Origin of the sequence: Youngimonas ophiurae (nom. illeg.) (assembly GCF_049803795.1) — a bacterium.
Taxonomy (GTDB): domain Bacteria; phylum Pseudomonadota; class Alphaproteobacteria; order Rhodobacterales; family Rhodobacteraceae; genus Thalassobius.
Map to the genome: position 1 here is coordinate 73,393 of NZ_JBNAGJ010000010.1, position 20,221 is coordinate 93,613.

Here is a 20,221-nt window from a genome sequence, read left to right on the forward strand (position 1 = left end):
CGTCGGCCTGAGGGTCTTTTCACCCGAGGTCAGGCGCTCTACAAGCGCGCTCAAACGGCTTTTTCAAAAGGGAACCGACCCAATGAGCATCATTATCGACATTCACGCGCGCGAGATTCTGGACAGCCGCGGCAACCCCACCGTCGAGGTGGACGTGATTCTGGAAGACGGCACCCTGGGCCGCGCCGCCGTGCCTTCGGGCGCCTCGACCGGCGCACACGAGGCCGTGGAAAAACGTGACGGCGACAAATCGCGCTACATGGGCAAGGGCGTGCTGGAAGCCGTCGCTGCCGTGAACGGCGAGATCGCCGAGGCTCTGGTCGGGTTCGACGTGACTGAACAAGTCGCCATCGACGCCGCCATGATCGAGCTGGACGGCACCCCCAACAAAGCCCGCCTGGGCGCCAACGCCATTCTGGGCGTGTCCATGGCCTGCGCCAAGGCCGCAGCCGATTTCACCGCGCAGCCCCTGTTCCGCTATGTCGGCGGCACCTCGGCCCGCGTTCTGCCGGTGCCGATGATGAACATCATCAACGGCGGCGAACATGCCGATAACCCCATCGACATTCAGGAATTCATGATCATGCCGGTCAGCGCCGCGAATATCCGCGAAGCCGTGCGCATGGGCTCCGAAGTGTTCCACACCCTGAAAAAAGAGCTGACCGCCGCCGGCCACAACACCGGCCTGGGCGACGAGGGCGGCTTTGCCCCCAACCTGGAATCGACCCGCGCCGCGCTGGACCTGATCCTGACCTCGATCGAAAAAGCCGGCTATAAGCCCGGTCAGGACATCTATCTGGCGCTGGATTGCGCCTCGACCGAATACTACAAGGACGGCAAGTATGAGATGGTCGGCGAAGGCAAATCGCTGACCTCGGAAGAAAACGCCGACTATCTGGCCCAGCTGTGCGCCGATTACCCGATCATCTCGATCGAAGACGGCATGTCCGAGGACGACTGGGAGGGCTGGAAAATCCTGACCGACAAGATCGGCGACAAGGTGCAGCTGGTCGGCGACGACCTGTTCGTGACCAACCCCGCCCGTCTGGCCGATGGTATCGCGCAGGGCGTGGCGAATTCCATGCTGGTCAAGGTCAACCAGATCGGCAGCCTGACCGAAACGCTGAAGGCCGTCGATATGGCCCACCGCGCGCGGTATACCAATGTGATGTCGCACCGCTCGGGCGAAACCGAGGATGCCACCATCGCCGACCTGGCCGTGGCCACCAATTGCGGCCAGATCAAGACCGGCAGCCTGGCGCGCTCGGACCGGCTGGCGAAATACAACCAGCTGATCCGTATCGAAGAGCAGCTGGGCGAAACCGCCGAATATGCCGGGACATCCATCCTGAAATAATCGGGTCGATTCGGCCCCAAATCAGAACGGCTCGCCCTTGGCGGGCCGTTTTTTGTTGGAAAACCGCCGGCAACCCGCCGGAATTCCTGCGAATGTTTCCCCTACGTCACCAATAAGGCCGAAACAAACCTGACTCTGCGCCGATCTTTTTTCGGCCACAAAGCGATGCTACCCTGAGGCTGCACACAACTTCTTTGATCCACCAAAACCAGAAAGGGCGCCCCCATGCGGGCGCTGGCCGGTGACGCTATGGCTCATGGTTGGGCATCACGTCTCTATCGTTTTATCCGGTGCGGTCTGTGCCTGTCCGTGGTCTGCGCCCTGCTGACGGCCTCGGACGGGCCGGGCCCGCACCAAGCCTGGGCCGCACAGCCCAAGGATCATGTGGTCCTGAACGATCGGGGCGGGCTGGTGTCCGAACGTCTGGCTGAAATGGCCAGGCTGGCGGCCAACAGCACCCCCATCCAGATCCGGGGCCGCCTGTGCCTGTCCAGCTGCACCATGTTTCTGGGGGCGAAAACCGTCTGTGTCATTCCCCAGACCCGGTTCGGGTTTCATGCCCCGACAGACCATGGCCGCCCCCTGCCCCCCAAAGCGTTCGAATACTGGTCACATGTCATCGCGGCGCACTATCCGCACGCTCTGGCCGAGTGGTACCTGAAAACCGGGCGATACTTGCATAAGGGGTATTACTATCTGACCGGCGCACAGCTGATCGCGATGGGCATTCCCGCCTGCTAGGGGCCCGAACCGCAGGGTCGTACGACCAAATGGTCAGAGAGCCCAAAACCCACCCGGCGCAGTCTTACCCGAGGTAAACACGTAAAATCACAGCCATTTCAGCGCATTAACAGATTTTCAAAAAAGTCACCCCCTTTGAGGTCGTATAAACAAAGGTCTCATTCGCAGGGCAACAAACGCCCCCCTATGGTTTCGGCGCGGACCAGAGGCACGTTCAAAACGTGTCTCTTTCGCACCACATTAGGGAGGAAAAACTCATGAATCTCATCAACGCTCTGGCGATCTCTATTGGCGTTCTGGCCGCCGTGGCGACCTGGCTGTGCCTGGGCACGCCCTATGGCCTGTCGGTCTGGGCCCTGTTCATCGGCTGGGGCAGTTTCTACCATACCGGAGGCGGCACCGATGGCGCTGTCAAATCCGCAATCAACCACACCTGGGGCGTAATCGTCGCCGCGCTGGCGCTGTTCATGGTGGCCACGGTCGGAGGCTCGGTCATCGTGACCTCGGGCATTGTCGGTGTGTCGGTCGTCATCCTGGTGCTGGGCGCGCATATCCCCGCGCTGGCGACCATCCCGGCGGCGGTCTATGGCTATGCCTCAACGGCGGCCTTCTGCCTGCTGGCGGGCGTCGCCCTGGCCGAGCTGCCGGCGGTGATCTCGGCCGCGGCCATGGTGCTGCTGTCGCTGGTGCTGGGCAACGCGTTTGGCTTTGTGTCTGAAAAGATCGCCGGCGCTCTGACCGGCACGGCTGCCGAACCCGCCGAATAAGGCGGCGCAGCCACAGGCAAGAGGCCTCCCGCAGGGGCCCCTTGCCTGTTCCCGCGCGCAGTTCGGAACCGGGATAGACCTTTGCCCTGAAATACGGTTTGCTTGGGCGGCACAGAATTGCACAGCGCTGCACAGGCCAGGCCCATGACACCAGAGCAAATCATCCAAAAGCTGAACCTGCGCCCCCACCCCGAGGGCGGCCATTATCGCCAGACCTGGAGCGCGGACGCAGATCAAGAAAGAGCGGCAGGCACCTGCATCTATTTCCTGCTGTGCGCAGATGAGCGCAGCCACTGGCACACAGTCGATGCCGCCGAGATCTGGCATTTCTATGCCGGCGCGCCCCTGGTTCTGTCCATGGCGCAATCGGATCAAGGCCCCGCACGGGACCATCTGCTGGGCCCCGATCTGCTGGCCGGACACTCTGCGCAGATCATCGTGCCCGCGCATCACTGGCAATCGGCGCGCAGCACCGGCGCATGGACGCTGGCAGGCTGCACGGTCTCGCCGGGATTTCAGTTCGAAGGTTTCACTTTGGCACCATCCGGCTTTGAAATCCCCCGTATGACGTGACGTAAAATCACTTTACGCAAAGCAAATCCACGTGAATCAATTAGCCTGTTCTTGCCTAGTAAATAGGCAACTTGCCGAACCGCATTGGCCGGATCGGCGGCCCTCGGATGGAAAGTATCAGTTCTGGTGTTGCACGTCTTTTCCGTCCGGGGGCCACACAGGACGAGCCTTATCGGTACGGCGAACATATTGATTTCAGGCGTTTTCAGGGTGCCCAATGCACCACAGCCGCATCCAGCAATGCCGCAATCGGAGCCGTCTCGGCGGGCAGGTGCTGCGCTTTCAGAACGGCCTGGCGCTTATCCTGCCCGGTGATCACAACATGCACGGACAGGGCCTGATTCAGCACCCGCGCGCTTAGCGTCAGGCGGGCATCCGGCTGGCTGTCGGGGCGCATCGGCACCAGGATCGGCGCATCCTCGGCCAAGGCCCTGGCCAGATTATCCGCCCCCGGAAACAACGAGGCCGTATGCATATCGCCGCCCATCCCCAACAGCGCCACCGAGATCGGCAGATGCCCGCGGATCACCTGTTCCAATTGCCCAATCGCCAGTTCCGGCTGCGCGGCAGGCGCATAAAGCGGCAACAGATGCGCCCGCGCCGCAGGCCCCACAAACAGCCGTTTGCGCAGCAGCGCCGTGTTCGAGCGCGGGTGATCCTCGGGCACCCAGCGTTCGTCGCTCAGCATCACATCCACGCGCGCCCAGTCCAGATCGGCCGCGCATAGCGCATCGAAAATCGGCCCCGGCGTGGTGCCGCCGGGCACGACCAGCGTGGCGCGGTCTTCATGCTGCAAGGTTGCGGTCAGCTCTCCGGCGAGGATCTGGGCCAGGTCGATTGCCAGCATGTCCCGGTCTGGATATTCGATCAGTTTCATGTCCGGATGTCCCGCCATTTGCGCCCGTCCTGATGCATCAGCGCCAGAGCCTCGTCCGGACCGGCGCTGCCGGATTCATAGGGGATGGGGCGATCGCGCCGCTCTTCCCAGCCCAAGATGATCGGATCGGTCCAGGCCCAGGCGGCCTCGACCTCATCGCCGCGCATGAACAGGGTCTGATTGCCGCGGATCACATCCATGATCAGGCGCTCATAGGCGTCGGGAATATCCTCGCCCTCGGGCCCCAGCGCCTCAGAGAAGGTCATGTCCAGAGGCACATCCACCAGGCGCATCCCCCCCGGTCCCGGCTCCTTGATTGTGACGTCCAGATCAATGCCTTCGTTCGGTTGCAGCCGGATCGTCAGGATATTGCGGTGGCGGCCGCTGTCCTCGGCAAAGATGTTATGCGGGGCCTCTTTGAATACGACCGCGATTTCGCTGGTGCGGGCCTTCAGGCGCTTGCCCGTGCGCAGATAGAACGGCGTGCCCGCCCATCGCCAGTTGCTGATATGCAGCTTCATCGCAATGAAGCTTTCGGTGGTCGAGCCGTGATTTTCGACATGGTCCAGATAGCCGGGCTTGTCCTCCTCGGCCTGGTATTGTCCGCGCACGATCTGATCGGCCGAGACCTGGCCCAATGCTCTGATAACTTTCAGCTTTTCATCGCGCACCGCGTCCGGATCGAATTGCGAGGGCGGCTCCATCGCGATCAGGCACAAAAGCTGCATCAGGTGGTTTTGCACCATGTCCCGCATCGCGCCAGAGCGGTCGTAATAATCCCCGCGCCCGCCGACCCCCACGGTTTCGGCCACGGTGATCTGGATGTGATCCACATACTGGCTGTTCCAAAGCGGTTCGAACAGCATATTGCCAAAGCGGATCGCCATCAGGTTCTGGACGGTTTCCTTGCCCAGGTAATGGTCAATCCGGTAAATCTGGCTTTCGTCGAAGTGATCGGCCAGGGATTTGTTCAGCGCTCTGGCCGTTTCCAGATCGCGGCCAAAGGGTTTTTCCACCACGATCCGTGTGTCGCTATCGGCCATCCCATATTGATGCAGCCTCTGCGCCAGATCTCCGAACAGGCTGGGCCCGACCGAGAAATAAAACGCCCGCACCTGCCCCGGATGCATTTTATCGGCCAGCGCCTGCCAGCCCTGCCCCCCCCGCGCGTCCAGGGTCACATAGGACAGGATTTCCTGGAATCGCTTAATGGTGCCGGGCTCGCAGCTGCGGTGGCCCGCGTTGAACTCGATCAGAGCCTCGGCCACGAAAGCGCGATACTCCACATCGTCCATCTGGGTCCGGGCCGCGCCGATGATCCGCGTACCCTCGGCCATCTGACCGGCGCAAAAACGGCGAAACAACGCCGGCAGAATCTTGCGCCGCGCCAGATCGCCGGTGCCGCCAAAGACAACCAGATCGAAAGCATCCACTGGAATGATGCGTGACACCATGGCCGTTTCCTTTTCGCGTTTCTGTCAGCCTCAGACAGAGGTGTAGCACGTCACCAGTGGTTCACAATGGTGTCAGGCGCAAAAGGCTGCTCTTTCCTGCGGTTGGGCGGCAGGCTAGCTTGGCCTTTGAACAGATCGGGGAAAGTCATGAAAGATCACGCAGTTGAGACAGCCAATGCCGGCAAGTTCCAGAACCCTGCTGTCACCGCAGACGGGCAGACCCGCGCCAGCGTGGCGCTGACCCGCCCCGAAACCCTGTGGTTCAACACCGGCACATTGTGCAACATCACCTGCCTGAACTGCTATATCGACAGCTCTCCGACGAATGACGCGCTGGTCTATATGACCGCGGATGAGGTCTCGGACTATCTGGCGCAGCTGAAAGCCCGCAACTGGCCCGTGCATGAAATCGGCCTGACCGGGGGCGAGCCCTTCATGAACCCCGAAATCATCGAGATAACGCGCCGGGCGCTTGTGGCGGGCTATGCGGTGCTGATCCTGACCAACGCCATGCTGCCGATGATGCGCCCCACCATGCGCGCAGGCATCGCCGAGCTGAACGCCGCCTTCCCCGGCAAGCTGACGCTGCGCATCTCTTTGGATCATTGGGACGAACCCCGCCACGATGCCGAACGCGGCCAGGGAAGCTTTGCCAAAACCCTGAAGGGCATGGATTTTTTGCGCGATACAGGCGTGCCCATGGCCGTGGCAGGCCGCGCCCTGTGGCACGAAAGCGATGCCGCCGCCCGCACAGGATACCGGCACCTGTTCCAGTCACGCTGCTATGATATCGACGCAGACAACCCTGGACAATGCGTGCTATTCCCGGAAATGGACATGACAGCCGAAGTCCCCGAGATCACCACCGCCTGCTGGGACATCCTGAACAAATCCCCCAACGATGTCATGTGCGCCTCGTCCCGTATGGTGGTGAAACGCAAAGGCTCCCAGTCCCCCACCGTGCTGGCCTGTACCCTGCTGGCATATGAGCCCGAATTCGAATTGGGCACCACCCTGGCCGAGGCAGAGCGCGACGTCGCCCTCAACCACCCCCATTGCGCCAAATTCTGCGTACTCGGCGGTGCCAGCTGCTCAGCCTGAATCCCGCCAGATTAAGGGGCAGATGGGGGCGCTGCCCCCACGGCCTGCGGCCTTCCCCCGGAGTATTTACATCAAAAAGAAATCAGAGGCGCGTAAACTGCTTCTTTCTGACAAAAATACTCATAACGCGCCGAGCGCGTCTGCGCGCGCAGGTCAGTAAGATGGGAAAGACAGCTCGCCCCCGCCAACCAATGCCCGCACGCCGGTTGTGGCCGGGCAAGAGGTAGGCAGCCCGCGCTGGACCCGCGCAGCCAGATAGGCGAAGGCCTGGGCTTCGAGCATGTCGCCATCCAGCCCGACTTCTTCCACCGGACGCACGGGGCAATCCAGGCCGGCTTGGAGCATTTCCATCATCACCGGATTGTGACGCCCGCCGCCTGTCACCAGGATCTGATCGGGGGGCGTGGGGCAATGCTCGGTGCCCTGCATCACGGCCGCGGCAGCCATACCCGTCATTGTGGCAGCAGCATCGGCATCGTCCAGTTCGCGGACCAGATCCAGCATGTCGGCAAAGGCGTCTCGATCCAGGGATTTGGGCGGCATTTTGCGAAAATAGAGATCCTCCAGGAACAGTTCCAGTGCACCGGCCACCACATCCCCTTGCGCCGCCAGCGCACCGTTGCGATCAAAGGCTTCGCCCCGGCGCTGCATCATCAGATCATTCAAAGGCGCATTCGCAGGCCCGGTATCGAAGGCCAGCAAAGCCCCCGGCGTTTCCGGGCCGGGGCGGGACGGATCGACCCAGGTCAGATTGCCCACCCCGCCCAGATTCAGGAAACACAGAGGGGCGCGTGCGCCGATCCATTGCGCACAGGCGAAATGATAGAACGGGGCCAGCGGTGCCCCCTGCCCGCCCATCCGCACATCAGCCGAGCGGAAATCCCAGACCACGGGAATGCGCAATTCCTCGGCCAGGCGCGCGCCATTGCCCGCCTGATGGGTGCCGCGCCCGTCGGGGTCATGCGCCAGAGTTTGCCCGTGAAACCCGATCAGGGCCGCACCGCCGATGCGCCGCAACAGATCCAGATGCGCATCCTCGACCAATTGAGCCGCCTGCGCCGTGCCCTCTTCCATCGGCCATTTGCCCAGGGCGGCGCGCAACACCGCCTGTTCTTCGGGGCTGTAGGGGCGATAGCCGCTTTCGCCGAAATCCAGAATGCGCACGCCATCGGTCAGCACCATGGCCGCATCCACCCCATCCAGAGATGTCCCCGACATCGTGCCCAGCACCCATTGTTCTGATTGCGTTTTCATACCCAAACCCCGCCGAAAACCGGTTTCGCTTGCCCCTAATGCACACTATACAAAGCCGCGCAACGCTCAATAGGAACAGACACGATGACCTACCATCCCAAATCGGACTTCATGACCGTCATGATGCAACGCGGATTTATCGCGGATTGCACCGATTATCAGGGCCTCGATGAGGCGCTGAGCAAGGGGGTGGTGCCCGCCTATATCGGCTTTGACGCGACGGCAAAGTCGCTGCATGTGGGCAGTCTGATCCAGATCATGATGCTGCGCTGGCTGCAAAAAACCGGCCACCAGCCGATCACCCTGATGGGCGGCGGCACCACCAAGGTGGGCGATCCGTCTTTCCGCGCCGATGAGCGCCCCCTGCTGACCGCCGGCCAGATTGATGACAACATCGCGGGCATCAAACAGGTCTTCGCCAAGTATCTGGACTATGACCGCGCCGACACGCCGGCGCTGATGCTGAACAATGCCGAATGGCTGGATGGCCTGAACTACCTGGATTTCCTGCGCGACATCGGGCGGCATTTCTCGGTCAACCGGATGCTGTCGTTTGAATCGGTGAAATCGCGCCTGGACCGCGAACAATCGCTCTCGTTTCTGGAATTCAACTACATGATCCTCCAGGCCTATGACTTCCTGGAACTGAACCGGCGCTATGGCTGCCTGCTGCAAATGGGCGGCTCGGATCAATGGGGCAATATCGTCAACGGGATCGACCTGACCCGCCGCGTTCTGGACCATGAAATCTACGGGCTGACCTCGCCGCTGCTGACCACCTCGGACGGTAAGAAAATGGGCAAATCGGCGGACGGAGCTGTCTGGCTAAACGCCGAAATGCGCTCTCCTTACGAATTCTGGCAATTCTGGCGCAACACCACCGACGCCGATGTAGGCCGCTTCCTGAAGCTCTACACCGAAATGGACGTGCAGGAATGCGACCGCCTGGGCGCCCTTCAAGGCGCCGAAATCAACGAGGCTAAGGCCATCCTCGCCAATGCGGTCACTACCCTGTGCCACGGGGCCGAAGCCGCCGCCGCCGCCGCCAAAACCGCCCGCGAAGTCTTTGAAAAAGGCGGCGTCGGAGACGACCTGCCCACCGTGGAAATCTCCCGCGCCGACCTGGGCGAGGGCCTCTCGATCGTCCAGGCCATCGTCCGCGCAGGCCTGACCAAATCCGGCAAAGAGGCCAAACGCCTGATCGCCGAAGGCGGTGCCAAAATCGACGACCAGCCCCTGACCGACACCGGCCTGATGCTGGACGCAGGCGCCCTGGCCTCCCCGGTCAAACTCTCGGCCGGCAAAAAACGCCACGCCCTGATCAAACTGACCGACTAACCTTGCAGGCAGCCCCACCGGCTGCCTTCTTTTTGATCCAAATACTCCGGGGTCTGGGGCAGCGCCCCAGCCTGCCCTACAGCGGCAGCGCCGTGGTCGACTTGATCTCTTCCATCGACAACAGCGCCGTGACGTTATGCACTTTCACCTCGGCGATCAGCGACTGATAGAACACATCATAGGCCCGCGCGTTTTTCACCCGCACTTTCAGAATATAATCAATGTCGCCGGCCAGCCGGTGCGCCTCTTGCACCTCGGGGCGATCCCGTAATGCTTTCAGGAACTTGGCCTGCCAATCGGCCTCGTGTTCCGAGGTCCGGATCAACACAAAGAAACACGCATCAAACCCCAGTTTCTCGGCATCCAGCACCACGGTCTGCGGCCCCATGATGCCGCCCTCGCGCATCTTGCGGATACGATTCCACACCGGCGTCTTGGACGAGCCGACTTTGCGGGCGATTTCATCCAAAGACTGCCCCGCATCGCGCTGAAGCTCCATAAGGATTTTTCTATCCGTTTCGTCTATCCGAACCGACATTTCCGTCTCTCCATCAAATGCAGAACAAATCACCCGCGCTGCGGCGCAACATGTGACATGCGTCCTTATTTCTTCCCGCATATAGCGCATATTGGGGAATATTTTCTATATTAACCCCCAAGTCAATCGAACAAACGAAACATCTTCCCAAGCCGAAGGATACTTCCGATGCCGCGCGCTTTTACTCCCAAGGTGGTGACCGCCAACGCCCTGCTCGAGGGTGATGTCGTGTACTTTACCCAGGCCGACAGCTGGACCCGGCACATGTCCGAGGCCGAACTGCTCGACGATGAGGCCCACGCTCAGCTGCGCCTGCTGGAGGCCGAGCGCCAGCAAGATCAGATCGTCGGCGCCTATCTGGCTGACGTCACCGCAGGCGACACCGGCCCCGAGCCCACCCATTTTCGCGAGGATTTCCGCCGCACCGGCCCCTCGAACTATTTCCACGGCAAACAGGCGGAGGCCAACTGATGTACAGCTACTCAGATTTCGATCACGATTTCCTGGCAGCCCGCAACGCGCAATTCCGCAAACAGGTCGAACGCCGCATCGCCGGCAACCTGACCGAGGAAGAGTTCCGCCCCCTGCGCCTGATGAATGGCCTGTATCTGCAATTGCACGCCTATATGCTGCGCGTCGCCATCCCCTATGGCACGCTGAACAGCGCTCAGATGCGCCAATTGGCGTTTATTGCGGATAAGTTCGACAAGGGATACGGCCACTTCACCACCCGTCAGAACATCCAGTACAACTGGCCGAAACTGCCCGACGTGCCGGATATTCTGGACGCGCTGGCTCAGGTCAACATGCACGCGCTGCAAACCTCGGGGAACACGATCCGCAACGTGACCTCGGACCATTTTGCCGGTGCCGCCGCGGACGAGGTGGCCGATCCGCGCCCCGTGGCCGAGTTGATCCGCCAGTGGTCCACCGACCACCCCGAATTCCAGTTCCTGCCGCGCAAGTTCAAGATCGCTGTCATCGGGTCGGAAAACGACCGCGCGGTGGTGCGTTCGCATGACATCGGCGTGCAGATCGTGGAACAGAACGGCACCGTCGGCTATCGCATCTTCGTCGGTGGCGGTCTGGGACGCACTCCGGTGATTGGCAAGATTATCAATGACTTCCTGCCTGCGGCTGACCTGCTGCCCTATCTGGAATCCATCGTCCAGGTCTATAACCTGCTGGGTCGCCGCGATAACAAGTACAAGGCGCGGATCAAGATCACCGTCAATGAAAATGGTCTGGACGAATACCGCGCCTTGGTTGACGAGCGTTTCGCGCTGATCCGTCCGCAATTCAGCGGCGTGGATCAGGATCAACTGGCCCAGATCGAAACCCATTTCACCCCGCCTGCCTTCCGCAACGCGCCCGAGGATGCCTATCAAGCCGCCTATGACGCCGACCCTGTGTTCCGGTCCTGGGCCGATACCAACCTGACTGCGCATAAGGCCCCCGGCTATGCCATCGTCACTGTGTCGATCAAGAAACACGGCGACACCCCCGGCGATGCCACCAGCGATCAGATGCGCGCGCTGGCCGATCTGGCCGAAAAATTCGGCCATGACGAGCTGCGCATCAGCCACGAGCAGAACGTGATCCTGCCGCATGTCCACAAATCGGACCTGCCCGCGCTTCACGCCGCTTTGAAATCGGTGGATCTGGCCACCGCCAATGTGGGCCTGATCAGCGACATCATCGCCTGCCCCGGCATGGATTACTGCGCACTGGCCACCGCCCGCTCGATCCCCGTGGCGCAGAAGATCGCCACCCGTTTCGAAGAGCTGAAGCTGGAGCATGAAATCGGCCCGCTAAAGATCAAGATCTCGGGCTGCATCAACGCTTGTGGTCACCACCACGTGGGCCATATCGGCATCCTGGGTCTGGACCGCGCGGGCGTGGAAAACTACCAGATCACCCTGGGCGGCGATGGCACGCAGGATGCAACGATCGGTCAGCGCGCGGGCCCCGGCTTTGCCTATGATCAGGTTGTGGACGCGATCGAGCGGATCATCCGCGCCTATCTGGACCTGCGCGAAGGGACCGAGGAAACCTTCCTGGAAACCTATCGCCGGGTGGGGGCCGATCCGTTCAAGGCCGCGCTCTATCCGGAGGCCGCGAAGAAAAATGCCGCTTGAGCAACCGCTGACCTCGATCCCCGAGCGTGTCGCGCATCTGAACCGGCGCTATCAGCACCATGCCGCCAGCGCGGTGCTGAAACGCGCCATGTCTGATCCGCAGGTGGGGCGCATCGCGATGGTATCCTCGTTCGGGGCGGAATCGGTGGTGCTGCTGCACATGGTGGCGGTGGTGGATCGCACCACCCCGGTGCTGTTCATCGACACGCAGATGCTGTTCCCTGAAACGCTGGAATACCAGCAAGAGGTCGCCGAAAAGCTGGGCCTGACGGATGTGCGCGTAATCCGCGCCGATGCCGCCGAGGTCGAGGCTGAGGATCCTTACGGCGCGCTGAACCTGCGCGACACGGATGCGTGCTGTGACCTGCGCAAAACCCGGCCGCTGGAAAAGGCCTTGTCTGGGTTTGATGCCTGGATCACCGGGCGCAAACGGTTTCAGGCGGGCAGCCGGGCCACGCTGGAGTTCTTCGAAAGCGAAGAGGATCGCCGGATCAAGGTCAACCCGCTGGCGCACTGGGATAAGGGCGACGTTCAGGACTACCTGATCAACAACCGCCTGCCCCGGCATCCGCTGGTGGCCAAGGGATACCCCTCGATCGGGTGCCGCCCCTGCACCTCGCCGGTCAAACCGGGCGAAGACGAACGCGCAGGCCGCTGGCGCGGCAGCAACAAGGAAGAATGCGGCATCCATATCGTGGATGGCAAAATGGTTAGAACAGGAGCAGCGCAATGAGCGTGATCGTGACGGATGCGGGCTTTGGCCCTGATAACTGGACCGCTGGCTTTACCGCCCTGGGCGAGGCCGCAAATGACGTGCTGTCGGTGGATCTGGGCTCGGATGCGGATCCGGCGGATCTGGCGGCGCGTCTGGATAGGCTAGAGATGATCCGCGTGGATTTCCCCAGCTTTGCCGATGGGCGCGGCTTTACCATCGCGCGTCGTCTGCGGCTGATGGGCTATACCGGGCGCCTGCGGGCCAAGGGGCACGTGATTTCCGACCAATACGCGATGGCGCGGCGCTCGGGCTTTGACGAGGTCGAGATCAGCGATGATCTGGCCGCCCGTCAACCCGCCGAGGAATGGCTGTTCCGTGCAGACTGGCAGTCGCATGACTACCAATCCCGCGTCCGCGCGGGCTGAGACCATTCGACCTCTTCCATCTGATATGGATCAAAGATAACTGGAGGATGCTGGTTTAGACCACCAGCGAACGAGACCCATGACCGAGATAAAACCCGTGACCGAAGCGAAAGCTGTCAAAGTTCCCACCCTGCCCGACGCCCAGACCGTAACCGAAGTCAAACACTGGACGGACCGGCTGTTCTCTTTCCGCTGTACGCGTCCGGCGTCGCTGCGGTTCCGCTCGGGAGAGTTTGTGATGATCGGCCTGATGGGCGATCCCGACCCCAAGACCGGCAAGCAAAAACCGCTGCTGCGCGCCTATTCCATTGCCTCGCCCAGCTGGGACGAAGAACTGGAGTTCTACTCGATCAAGGTGCAGGATGGCCCGCTGACCAGCAAATTGCAGCATATCCAGGTCGGGGATGAAATCATCCTGCGCCCCAAGCCCGTCGGCACCCTGGTGCATGACGCGCTGCTGCCCGGCAAACGGATCTGGTTCTTTGCCACCGGCACCGGATTTGCGCCCTTCGCATCCCTGCTGCGCGAGCCGCAAACCTATGAGGATTACGACGAGGTGATCATCACCCACACCTGCCGCGAGGCAGGCGAGCTGACCTATGGTGCCGAGCTGATCGAATCGCTGAAAGAGGACGAGCTGCTGAACGAGCTGATCGGCGAAGGCTTCTGGAAGAAGATCAAATACTACCCCACCACCACTCGCGAACAAAGCCCCAAGATGGGCCGGATCACCGATCTGATGCGCTCGGGCGAGGCATTTGCCGATCTGGGGGTCGAACCGCTGAATCCTGAACATGACCGCGCAATGATCTGCGGCAACCTGGCCTTTAACCTGGAACTGAAAGAGATGTTCGAGGAATACGGGCTGGAGGAAGGCGCGAACTCGAAACCTGCCCATTACGTGGTCGAGAAAGCCTTTCTGGATTGATCCTGGCCCGCTCTGGCCGGGCTTTCGCCGGGTCCATATAAAAACGCCGCGCAGGATAGCGCGGCGTTTTCGTTTTCATGCCCGGTTCACGCCCGGAAGCCCGAATTAGTTCGAGCCCCCCTGAACCGCGTCTTTCAACGCATCGGTCACGGCATCCGTGGCCGACGAGGCAGAGTCTTCGACGGCGCCCTCAACCGCGTCCTTGGCGATATCCTCGGCCGAGTCGGTCGCCGTATCCGTGACGGCTTCTTTGACCTTGTCGGTCACGGACTGAACGGCATCGTCAACCGCGTCCTCAACGGCCTCGACGGCCTGGTCGGCGGTCTCCTTGGCGTCTTCAACGGCCTCTTCGACAGCATCTTTGGCAGCGTCGACAGCCTCTTCGACTTTCTCTTCCACGGCGTCCTCAACGTCGGCCACCGCATCTTCAACGGTGTCCTCGACGGTCTCTTCAGCCGGGGCTTCGACCGGAGCTTCGACCGCGGGCTGGGGCGCTACGGGCGCTTCTGCTTCGGGTTTGATCAGGAAAAAATACCCCGCAATCGCGATGGCTGCGATAACGATGATCCCGATAATGCTTTTCATGATTGGCTTTCCTCTTATGGCGGGCGTTGCGGCACACAACACCCGATGCGTCTAAGTGAATGCTGCTGCGGGTGCAAAGGTACAAGGGGAAAAGCCCGACAAATGCGTCACAAGCAAGGATTTGCCGCTTGAAGAAAGCCCCTCGGACGTCTACGTTACGGCCTCAAATTTCGTTAATTATCGAAGGAACGAACCCATAGCCCGCAGACCTCATAACGCGCCACCCACACGCGACACCGGCCCCCGGACCAATGGCCGTATTCGCGCCCCCGAAATTCGCCTGATCGGCGCGGATGGCGAAAATGTTGGCGTCGTTTCCCCGCAACGGGCCCTGGCCATGGCCGAAGAGGCCGGGCTGGACCTTGTGGAAATCTCGCCCAATGCAACCCCTCCGGTTTGCAAGATCATGGATTACGGTAAGTTCAAATACGAACAGCAAAAACGTGAATCCGAGGCGCGTAAAAAACAGAAAATCATCGAAGTCAAAGAGGTCAAGTTCCGTCCCAACACGGATACGCATGACTATGACGTAAAGATGCGGAACGTGGTGAAATTCCTGGAAAAAGGCGACAAGGTGAAGGTCACCCTGCGCTTCCGGGGCCGTGAAATGGCGCACCAAAACCTGGGCCGAGAGCTGCTGGAACGTGTGGCCGCCGACGTCAAGGAACTGAACCTGGGCAAGGTGGAAAACATGCCCAAGATGGAAGGCCGCCAGATGATCATGATGATCGGACCGCTGCCCAAGTAAGGCTTGCGCGGCTTTGAATTGCATCGCCCCTGCGTTTCCTGCAAACGTGGGGGCGATGTCTTTTTCGGGGGTGGCTTATGTGGGAAGAACGCTATGCAACGGATGACTATGTCTTTGGCAAGGCCCCGGCCCGGTTCCTGACCGAGCACCAGGCGCTTTTGCGCCCCGGTCTTACCGCCCTGTCGGTGGCCGAGGGCGAGGGACGTAATGCTGTCTACATGGCGCAACAGGGCGTTCAGGTCACGGGGCTGGAATTTGCCCCCTCGGCGCTGGCCAAGGCCCAGACCCTGGCGCAAGAGGCCGGCGTTCAGGTGGATTTCCGCAACGCCGACGTGCTGAACTATGACTGGCCGCAGCAGTATGATCTGGTGCTGGGGATCTTTATCCAGTTCGTGGGCCCAGCTGACCGCGCCATTTTGTTCGACGGCATGAAGCGCGCCGTCCGTCCCGGTGGCCGGATCGTCCTGCACGGGTATACCCCCGAACAGCTGCGCCACGGCACCGGCGGCCCGCCCTTTGCCCAGAACATGTACTCGGCCGATCAGCTGGCCGCAGATTTCGCAGGCTGGCAGATCGAGGAAAACACCGCCTATGAACGCGAGGTCCAGGAAGGCCGGGGCCACACCGGCCTGTCCGCCCTGATTGACTTCATAGCACGCAAGCCGGAATAAAGGCCTGTTTCAATCCCAATGCCGGCCCTCTGAGTAAAGCGAGTTCCTTACGACATTCGGTTGTCTGGGAAACAGCTTAGTGCCCTCAGCGCCGTTTCTCTGGGTGCCGGCAGGAAAGACGGCCTGGCATTCTTCCGCATGTCGTATTTGGCTTGCTTCAGTGCCGCGCGGCTGCGGATAATATCCAACGAAAAGGGCCCCAATGGACCCTTTTCATTTTCCTTCAGCATGCTTTTACGGCGCGTATTGTGAGTATTTTTGCCAGATGGGCGCGGTATTTTCCCGATCCGTGCAGATCTGCGATCATCTCTTCTCCGGGCAGGTTCAGCGGGTCGATTGCGCCTGCGCTGAAGTCGGCGCTCAGCGCCGCTTCGGCCTCGGTCCAGCGGAACACGCCGTCATTGCCCGCCCCGGTCACCGCCACGCGCACGCCATCGGCAAACTTCGCCACGAAGACACCGCATAGCGCAAACCGCGAGGCCGGCTGCTCGAACTTCTGATAGCTGGCCGCCTGCGGGATCGGAAAGCGCACCGCGGTGATGATCTCGCCCTCCTCCAGCACGGTGCCGAACAGCCCGTCAAAATACGCATCCGCAGCGATCTCACGCGCAGAGGTCACCACCACCGCCCCCGAGGCCAGAACCGCCGAAGGATAACACGCCGCCGGATCGTTATTCGCCACAGACCCGCCAATCGTACCGCGATTGCGCACCGCCGGATCGCCGATCCCCCCCGCCAGCGCGGCCAGCGCCGGATAGGCCCCCGCCTCGGCCGCCACAGTCGCATGAGTGCTCGCGCCCCCCACGCGCAGCACACCGTCCGCAGAGGTCACCCCCTGCATCTCGGCAATCCCCGCCAGACGCACCAGCGCCGAAGGCATCGCCAGCCGCTGCTTCATCGTCGGCAGCAGGGTCTGTCCACCCCCCAGCGCCAGCGCCTCCTCATCCTTCAAAGCCTCCACAGCCTCGGCCACCGATCCGGGCGCCACAAAGTCAAAATTATACATCTCGTTTCTCCTCCCAAAGCGCCCAGAGCCACAGCCCAACCCGCTTCTTTGTTCCATAAATACTCATTGCGGCGGCGCCGCACCCGCCGCGCCGCCCCAAAACAAAGCCTCAGCCCCCCTGCATCGCTTCCCAGACCCGCGACGGGCTGACCGGCATGTCGATGTGATCCACCCGGTACCCCCCGCGCTGCAACGCATCGATCACCGCATTCACCACCGCCGGCGGGCTGCCGATCGCCCCGGCCTCGCCGCAGCCCTTCACCCCCAGCGGGTTATGCGTGCACGGCGTCTGGCACGAATGATCCACATCGTAAAACGGCACATCCGAGGCCCGCGGCATCGCGTAATCCATGAAGGATCCGGTCAGCAGCTGGCCGTTCTCATCATAGACGGTGTTTTCCAGCAGCGCCTGGCCGATGCCCTGCGCCACGCCGCCATGCACCTGACCGGCCACGATCATCGGGTTGATCACATTGCCAAAATCATCCGCCGCGGTGAAGGCCAGGATGTCCACCTTGCCGGTCTCGGGGTCCACCTCGACCTCGCAGACATAGGCGCCCGAGGGATAGGTGAAGTTGCTGGGGTCATAAAACGCGGTCTCCTCCAGCCCCGGTTCCAGGTTCTCCAGCGGGTAGTTATGCGGCACATAGGCCGCCAGGGTCACATCGCCCCAGGCCACGGATTTATCCGTGCCCGCCACGCTGAACTGGCCGTCTTTCAGCTCGATATCCGCCTCCGAGGCCTCCAGCAGATGCGCGGCGATGGTCTTGGCCTTGTTGATGATCTTCTCGGTCGCGCGCACCATGGCCGAGCCCCCCACCGCGATGGAACGAGACCCGTAAGTCCCCATACCCATTGGCGTTTTCGAGGTATCGCCATGCACGATGTCGATCTGGCTGACATCAATCCCGATCATTTCCGACACGACCTGCGCAAAGGTCGTCTCGTGCCCCTGCCCGTGGCTGTGGGACCCGGTAAAGACGCTGATGGAGCCGGTCGCATTCACCCGCACGGTGGCGGATTCATACAGCCCCGCCCGCGCGCCCAGCTGGCCCACCAGATTGGACGGCGCAATCCCGCAAGCCTCGATAAAATGCGCCAGGCCGTAACCGCGCAGCTTACCGCGCGCTTTGGATTCGGCTGCGCGCGCGTCAAACCCCGCATAATCCGTCATCTCCAGCGCCTTATCCAAGGTCGCGTGGTAATTGCCGGTGTCATAGGTCACCGCCACGGGCGTGTCATAGGGGAACTGCTCGGGCTTGATGAAGTTCAGACGGCGCAGCTCGGCCGGGTCCATGCCGATCTCGCGCGCGGCCTTGTCGATGACGCGTTCCAGCTGATAGGTCGCCTCGGGGCGCCCGGCCCCGCGATAGGCATCCACCGGCACCGTGTTGGTGAACACCGCCTTTACGTTCACATAGATCAGCGGCGTGGTGTAATTGCCCGCCATCAGCGTGCCATGCAGCCAGGTGGGAATCGACGGCGCAAAGGTGCTTAGATACGCGCCCATATTGGCATAGGTATCGGTGCGCACGGCGGTGAACTTGTGGTTCTCATCCATCGCCAGTTCGATCTTGGTGACGTGATCGCGCCCATGCGCATCCGAGATGAACGCCTCGGAGCGCGAGCAGGTCCATTTGACCGGCCGGTTCACCACTTTGGACGCGTAGGTCACAAAGGCCTCTTCGGCATAGTGGTAAATCTTCGAGCCAAACCCCCCGCCCACATCGGGCGCCACGACCCGCAGTTTATGTTCCGGAATGGACAGCACAAAGGCCCCCATCAGCAGCCGGATCACATGCGGATTCTGGCTGGTGGTGTAGAGCGTATATTCGTCATTGGCGCGCGCATAATGGCCCACGGCCACGCGCGGCTCCATCGGGTTGGGAACCAGGCGGTTGTTGACCAGCTCCAGCGTGGTGACGTGATGGGCCGACTTGATGGCCGCGTCCACGGCCTCGCGGTTTTCTTCGACAAATCCCCAGTCATAACAAAGGTTTGAGCTCAGATCCTCATGCACCTTGGTGGCCCCGTCCTTCAGCGCCTCCTTCATGTTCAGCACCGGCTCCAGCTCTTCGATCTCCAGCTCGATCGCCTCGGCCGCGTCGCGCGCCTGTTCCAGGGTTTCGGCCACCACAACCGCGATGGGATCGCCCACATGGCGCACCTTGCCCTCGGCCAGAATCGGGTGTTTGGGTTCCTGCATCGGCTGGCCATGGCGGTCCGTCACCTGCCAGCCGCACGGGATGCCGCCCGCCGCCGCAAAATCGGCAGCGGTAAAGATCTTCACCACCCCCTCCAGCGCCGACGCCGCGGCCGTGTCCAGCCGCGCGATCCGCCCATGCGCCACATCCGAGCGCAGGAAATACGCGTGGGTCTGGCCGTGAATGTTGATGTCATCGGTGTAATTGCCGGCCCCCGTCAGGAAACGGACGTCCTCGCGCCGTTTCGTGCTGTCGCCGATGCCGCCCGCCTTGGGCATGTCCTTGGGCATGTCTTTGGGCATGATCTCTCCTCCCTGAGAAAATCGTCCTGTAATCAGTGATTTATGCTGCGCTCTTCATTCTGCCGCCACGGCACCCACGTCCTGACCGGACGCCGCCATGATCGCCTTGACGATGTTGTGATAGCCCGTGCAGCGGCAGATGTTGCCCTCCAGATGATGCCGGATCTCGGCCTCAGTGGGCTTGGGGTTGTCCTTCAGCAACGCCGCCGCAGACATCACCATCCCAGGCGTGCAGAACCCGCATTGCAAACCGTGATGATCCTGAAACGCCTGCTGCAAAACGCTCAGCGTTCCGTCCGCAGACGCCTGGCCCTCAATCGTCGAAACTTCTGACCCATCCGCCTCAACCGCAAGCATCGTGCAGCTTTTGATCGCAACACCGTCAACATGCACAACACAGGCCCCACATTGCGACGTGTCACACCCAACATGCGTCCCACTCAAACCCAAACCAAAACGCAAAAAATCAACCAATAACGTCCGACTCTCAACATCAGAA

21 protein-coding genes are annotated in these 20,221 nt (G+C 61.5%); 13 read left to right on the forward strand and 8 right to left on the reverse strand.

Annotated features, from left to right (window positions below; translation table 11 throughout):
- Window positions 1-82: 82 nt before the first annotated feature.
- The 4 genes from eno to ACP15O_RS17010 all read left to right on the forward strand — a co-directional run bounded on the left by eno (window position 83) and on the right by ACP15O_RS17010 (window position 3,438).
- Complete coding sequence (gene eno, locus ACP15O_RS16995; protein ID WP_425097322.1) at window positions 83-1,357, forward strand: phosphopyruvate hydratase; 1,275 nt, start codon at window positions 83-85, stop codon at window positions 1,355-1,357.
- A gap of 249 nt (window positions 1,358-1,606) precedes the next feature.
- On the forward strand, window positions 1,607-2,098 hold the full coding sequence (locus ACP15O_RS17000) for a hypothetical protein (RefSeq protein ID WP_425097323.1): 492 nt from the start codon (window positions 1,607-1,609) through the stop codon (window positions 2,096-2,098).
- 257 nt (window positions 2,099-2,355) lie between these two features.
- Complete coding sequence (locus ACP15O_RS17005; RefSeq protein ID WP_425097324.1) at window positions 2,356-2,865, forward strand: DUF1097 domain-containing protein; 510 nt, start codon at window positions 2,356-2,358, stop codon at window positions 2,863-2,865.
- Between the two features lie 144 nt (window positions 2,866-3,009).
- Complete coding sequence (locus ACP15O_RS17010; protein WP_425097326.1) at window positions 3,010-3,438, forward strand: cupin domain-containing protein; 429 nt, start codon at window positions 3,010-3,012, stop codon at window positions 3,436-3,438.
- Between the two features lie 205 nt (window positions 3,439-3,643).
- On the opposite strand, the gene pgl is transcribed toward ACP15O_RS17010, so the two are convergent.
- Both pgl and zwf read right to left on the reverse strand, forming a co-directional pair.
- A complete protein-coding gene (gene pgl, locus ACP15O_RS17015) occupies window positions 3,644-4,315 on the reverse strand; it encodes a 6-phosphogluconolactonase (RefSeq protein ID WP_425097327.1) in 672 nt (223 codons plus the stop codon).
- Entirely contained in the window at window positions 4,312-5,769 is a 1,458-nt protein-coding gene (gene zwf / locus ACP15O_RS17020) for a glucose-6-phosphate dehydrogenase (RefSeq protein WP_425097328.1), read from the reverse strand. The genes pgl and zwf overlap by 4 nt, the downstream gene beginning before the upstream one ends.
- A 147-nt stretch (window positions 5,770-5,916) precedes the next feature.
- Here zwf and ACP15O_RS17025 point away from each other — a divergent pair, with 147 nt between their 5' ends.
- On the forward strand, window positions 5,917-6,870 hold the full coding sequence (locus tag ACP15O_RS17025; protein ID WP_425097329.1) for a radical SAM protein: 954 nt from the start codon (window positions 5,917-5,919) through the stop codon (window positions 6,868-6,870).
- Between the two features lie 153 nt (window positions 6,871-7,023).
- Here the strand turns inward: ACP15O_RS17025 and ACP15O_RS17030 are convergent, their stop codons facing one another.
- Window positions 7,024-8,124, reverse strand: a complete 1,101-nt coding sequence (locus ACP15O_RS17030; RefSeq protein WP_425097330.1) for an anhydro-N-acetylmuramic acid kinase — start codon at window positions 8,122-8,124, stop codon at window positions 7,024-7,026.
- A gap of 84 nt (window positions 8,125-8,208) precedes the next feature.
- Between ACP15O_RS17030 and tyrS the strand changes: the two genes are divergently transcribed.
- Window positions 8,209-9,462 (forward strand): tyrosine--tRNA ligase, encoded by a 1,254-nt coding sequence (tyrS, locus tag ACP15O_RS17035; RefSeq protein WP_425097331.1) that lies wholly within the window; start codon window positions 8,209-8,211, stop codon window positions 9,460-9,462.
- A gap of 76 nt (window positions 9,463-9,538) precedes the next feature.
- Here tyrS and ACP15O_RS17040 read toward each other — a convergent pair whose 3' ends face one another.
- Window positions 9,539-10,000, reverse strand: coding sequence for an Lrp/AsnC family transcriptional regulator (locus ACP15O_RS17040; RefSeq protein WP_425097332.1), 462 nt, complete (start codon window positions 9,998-10,000; stop codon window positions 9,539-9,541).
- A 168-nt stretch (window positions 10,001-10,168) separates the two neighbouring features.
- On the opposite strand from ACP15O_RS17040, the gene ACP15O_RS17045 reads away from it, so the two are divergent.
- From ACP15O_RS17045 to ACP15O_RS17065, 5 genes are all read left to right on the forward strand, one after another.
- Window positions 10,169-10,471 (forward strand): DUF2849 domain-containing protein, encoded by a 303-nt coding sequence (locus tag ACP15O_RS17045; RefSeq protein ID WP_425097334.1) that lies wholly within the window; start codon window positions 10,169-10,171, stop codon window positions 10,469-10,471.
- Entirely contained in the window at window positions 10,471-12,138 is a 1,668-nt protein-coding gene (locus tag ACP15O_RS17050; protein ID WP_425097335.1) for a nitrite/sulfite reductase, read from the forward strand. The genes ACP15O_RS17045 and ACP15O_RS17050 overlap by 1 nt, the downstream gene beginning before the upstream one ends.
- Window positions 12,128-12,871 (forward strand): phosphoadenylyl-sulfate reductase, encoded by a 744-nt coding sequence (locus tag ACP15O_RS17055; RefSeq protein ID WP_425097336.1) that lies wholly within the window; start codon window positions 12,128-12,130, stop codon window positions 12,869-12,871. Before ACP15O_RS17050 ends, ACP15O_RS17055 begins: the two co-directional genes overlap by 11 nt.
- Entirely contained in the window at window positions 12,868-13,278 is a 411-nt protein-coding gene (locus ACP15O_RS17060; protein WP_425097337.1) for a DUF934 domain-containing protein, read from the forward strand. Before ACP15O_RS17055 ends, ACP15O_RS17060 begins: the two co-directional genes overlap by 4 nt.
- A gap of 79 nt (window positions 13,279-13,357) precedes the next feature.
- The gene (locus ACP15O_RS17065) at window positions 13,358-14,206 is read left to right on the forward strand and encodes a ferredoxin--NADP reductase (protein ID WP_425097338.1); all 849 of its coding nucleotides are present in this window, start codon (window positions 13,358-13,360) and stop codon (window positions 14,204-14,206) included.
- A gap of 105 nt (window positions 14,207-14,311) precedes the next feature.
- Here ACP15O_RS17065 and ACP15O_RS17070 read toward each other — a convergent pair whose 3' ends face one another.
- Entirely contained in the window at window positions 14,312-14,791 is a 480-nt protein-coding gene (locus ACP15O_RS17070; protein ID WP_425097339.1) for a hypothetical protein, read from the reverse strand.
- 121 nt (window positions 14,792-14,912) lie between these two features.
- Between ACP15O_RS17070 and infC the strand changes: the two genes are divergently transcribed.
- The gene (gene infC / locus ACP15O_RS17075; protein WP_446033532.1) at window positions 14,913-15,539 is read left to right on the forward strand and encodes a translation initiation factor IF-3; all 627 of its coding nucleotides are present in this window, start codon (window positions 14,913-14,915) and stop codon (window positions 15,537-15,539) included.
- A 77-nt stretch (window positions 15,540-15,616) separates the two neighbouring features.
- Entirely contained in the window at window positions 15,617-16,210 is a 594-nt protein-coding gene (locus ACP15O_RS17080; protein WP_425097340.1) for an SAM-dependent methyltransferase, read from the forward strand.
- Window positions 16,211-16,433: 223 nt separating this feature from the next.
- Here ACP15O_RS17080 and ACP15O_RS17085 read toward each other — a convergent pair whose 3' ends face one another.
- From ACP15O_RS17085 to ACP15O_RS17095, 3 genes are all read right to left on the reverse strand, one after another.
- Window positions 16,434-17,216, reverse strand: a complete 783-nt coding sequence (locus ACP15O_RS17085) for an FAD binding domain-containing protein (protein ID WP_425095911.1) — start codon at window positions 17,214-17,216, stop codon at window positions 16,434-16,436.
- A gap of 109 nt (window positions 17,217-17,325) precedes the next feature.
- Window positions 17,326-19,698: a xanthine dehydrogenase family protein molybdopterin-binding subunit gene (locus ACP15O_RS17090; protein ID WP_425095920.1), complete on the reverse strand. Its 2,373-nt coding sequence runs from the start codon at window positions 19,696-19,698 to the stop codon at window positions 17,326-17,328.
- Window positions 19,699-19,776: 78 nt separating this feature from the next.
- A partial coding sequence (locus tag ACP15O_RS17095; protein ID WP_425097341.1) for a (2Fe-2S)-binding protein occupies window positions 19,777-20,221 on the reverse strand: 445 nt, incomplete at its 5' end.

What these genes read in the sequence shown, in the direction of transcription:
- ACP15O_RS17030 (WP_425097330.1), bottom strand. Translation starts at nt 8,124, where the DNA reads ATGAAAACGCAATCAGAACAATGGGTGCTGGGCACGATGTCGGGGACA.
- ACP15O_RS17055 (WP_425097336.1), top strand. Translation starts at nt 12,128, where the DNA reads ATGCCGCTTGAGCAACCGCTGACCTCGATCCCCGAGCGTGTCGCGCAT.
- ACP15O_RS17050 (WP_425097335.1), top strand. Translation starts at nt 10,471, where the DNA reads ATGTACAGCTACTCAGATTTCGATCACGATTTCCTGGCAGCCCGCAAC.
- ACP15O_RS17005 (WP_425097324.1), top strand. Translation starts at nt 2,356, where the DNA reads ATGAATCTCATCAACGCTCTGGCGATCTCTATTGGCGTTCTGGCCGCC.
- ACP15O_RS17045 (WP_425097334.1), top strand. Translation starts at nt 10,169, where the DNA reads ATGCCGCGCGCTTTTACTCCCAAGGTGGTGACCGCCAACGCCCTGCTC.
- ACP15O_RS17090 (WP_425095920.1), bottom strand. Translation starts at nt 19,698, where the DNA reads ATGCCCAAGGCGGGCGGCATCGGCGACAGCACGAAACGGCGCGAGGAC.
- ACP15O_RS17010 (WP_425097326.1), top strand. Translation starts at nt 3,010, where the DNA reads ATGACACCAGAGCAAATCATCCAAAAGCTGAACCTGCGCCCCCACCCC.
- zwf (WP_425097328.1), bottom strand. Translation starts at nt 5,769, where the DNA reads ATGGTGTCACGCATCATTCCAGTGGATGCTTTCGATCTGGTTGTCTTT.
- eno (WP_425097322.1), top strand. Translation starts at nt 83, where the DNA reads ATGAGCATCATTATCGACATTCACGCGCGCGAGATTCTGGACAGCCGC.
- ACP15O_RS17065 (WP_425097338.1), top strand. Translation starts at nt 13,358, where the DNA reads ATGACCGAGATAAAACCCGTGACCGAAGCGAAAGCTGTCAAAGTTCCC.
- ACP15O_RS17040 (WP_425097332.1), bottom strand. Translation starts at nt 10,000, where the DNA reads ATGTCGGTTCGGATAGACGAAACGGATAGAAAAATCCTTATGGAGCTT.
- ACP15O_RS17060 (WP_425097337.1), top strand. Translation starts at nt 12,868, where the DNA reads ATGAGCGTGATCGTGACGGATGCGGGCTTTGGCCCTGATAACTGGACC.
- tyrS (WP_425097331.1), top strand. Translation starts at nt 8,209, where the DNA reads ATGACCTACCATCCCAAATCGGACTTCATGACCGTCATGATGCAACGC.
- pgl (WP_425097327.1), bottom strand. Translation starts at nt 4,315, where the DNA reads ATGAAACTGATCGAATATCCAGACCGGGACATGCTGGCAATCGACCTG.
- ACP15O_RS17080 (WP_425097340.1), top strand. Translation starts at nt 15,617, where the DNA reads ATGTGGGAAGAACGCTATGCAACGGATGACTATGTCTTTGGCAAGGCC.
- ACP15O_RS17025 (WP_425097329.1), top strand. Translation starts at nt 5,917, where the DNA reads ATGAAAGATCACGCAGTTGAGACAGCCAATGCCGGCAAGTTCCAGAAC.
- ACP15O_RS17085 (WP_425095911.1), bottom strand. Translation starts at nt 17,216, where the DNA reads ATGTATAATTTTGACTTTGTGGCGCCCGGATCGGTGGCCGAGGCTGTG.
- ACP15O_RS17070 (WP_425097339.1), bottom strand. Translation starts at nt 14,791, where the DNA reads ATGAAAAGCATTATCGGGATCATCGTTATCGCAGCCATCGCGATTGCG.
- ACP15O_RS17000 (WP_425097323.1), top strand. Translation starts at nt 1,607, where the DNA reads ATGGCTCATGGTTGGGCATCACGTCTCTATCGTTTTATCCGGTGCGGT.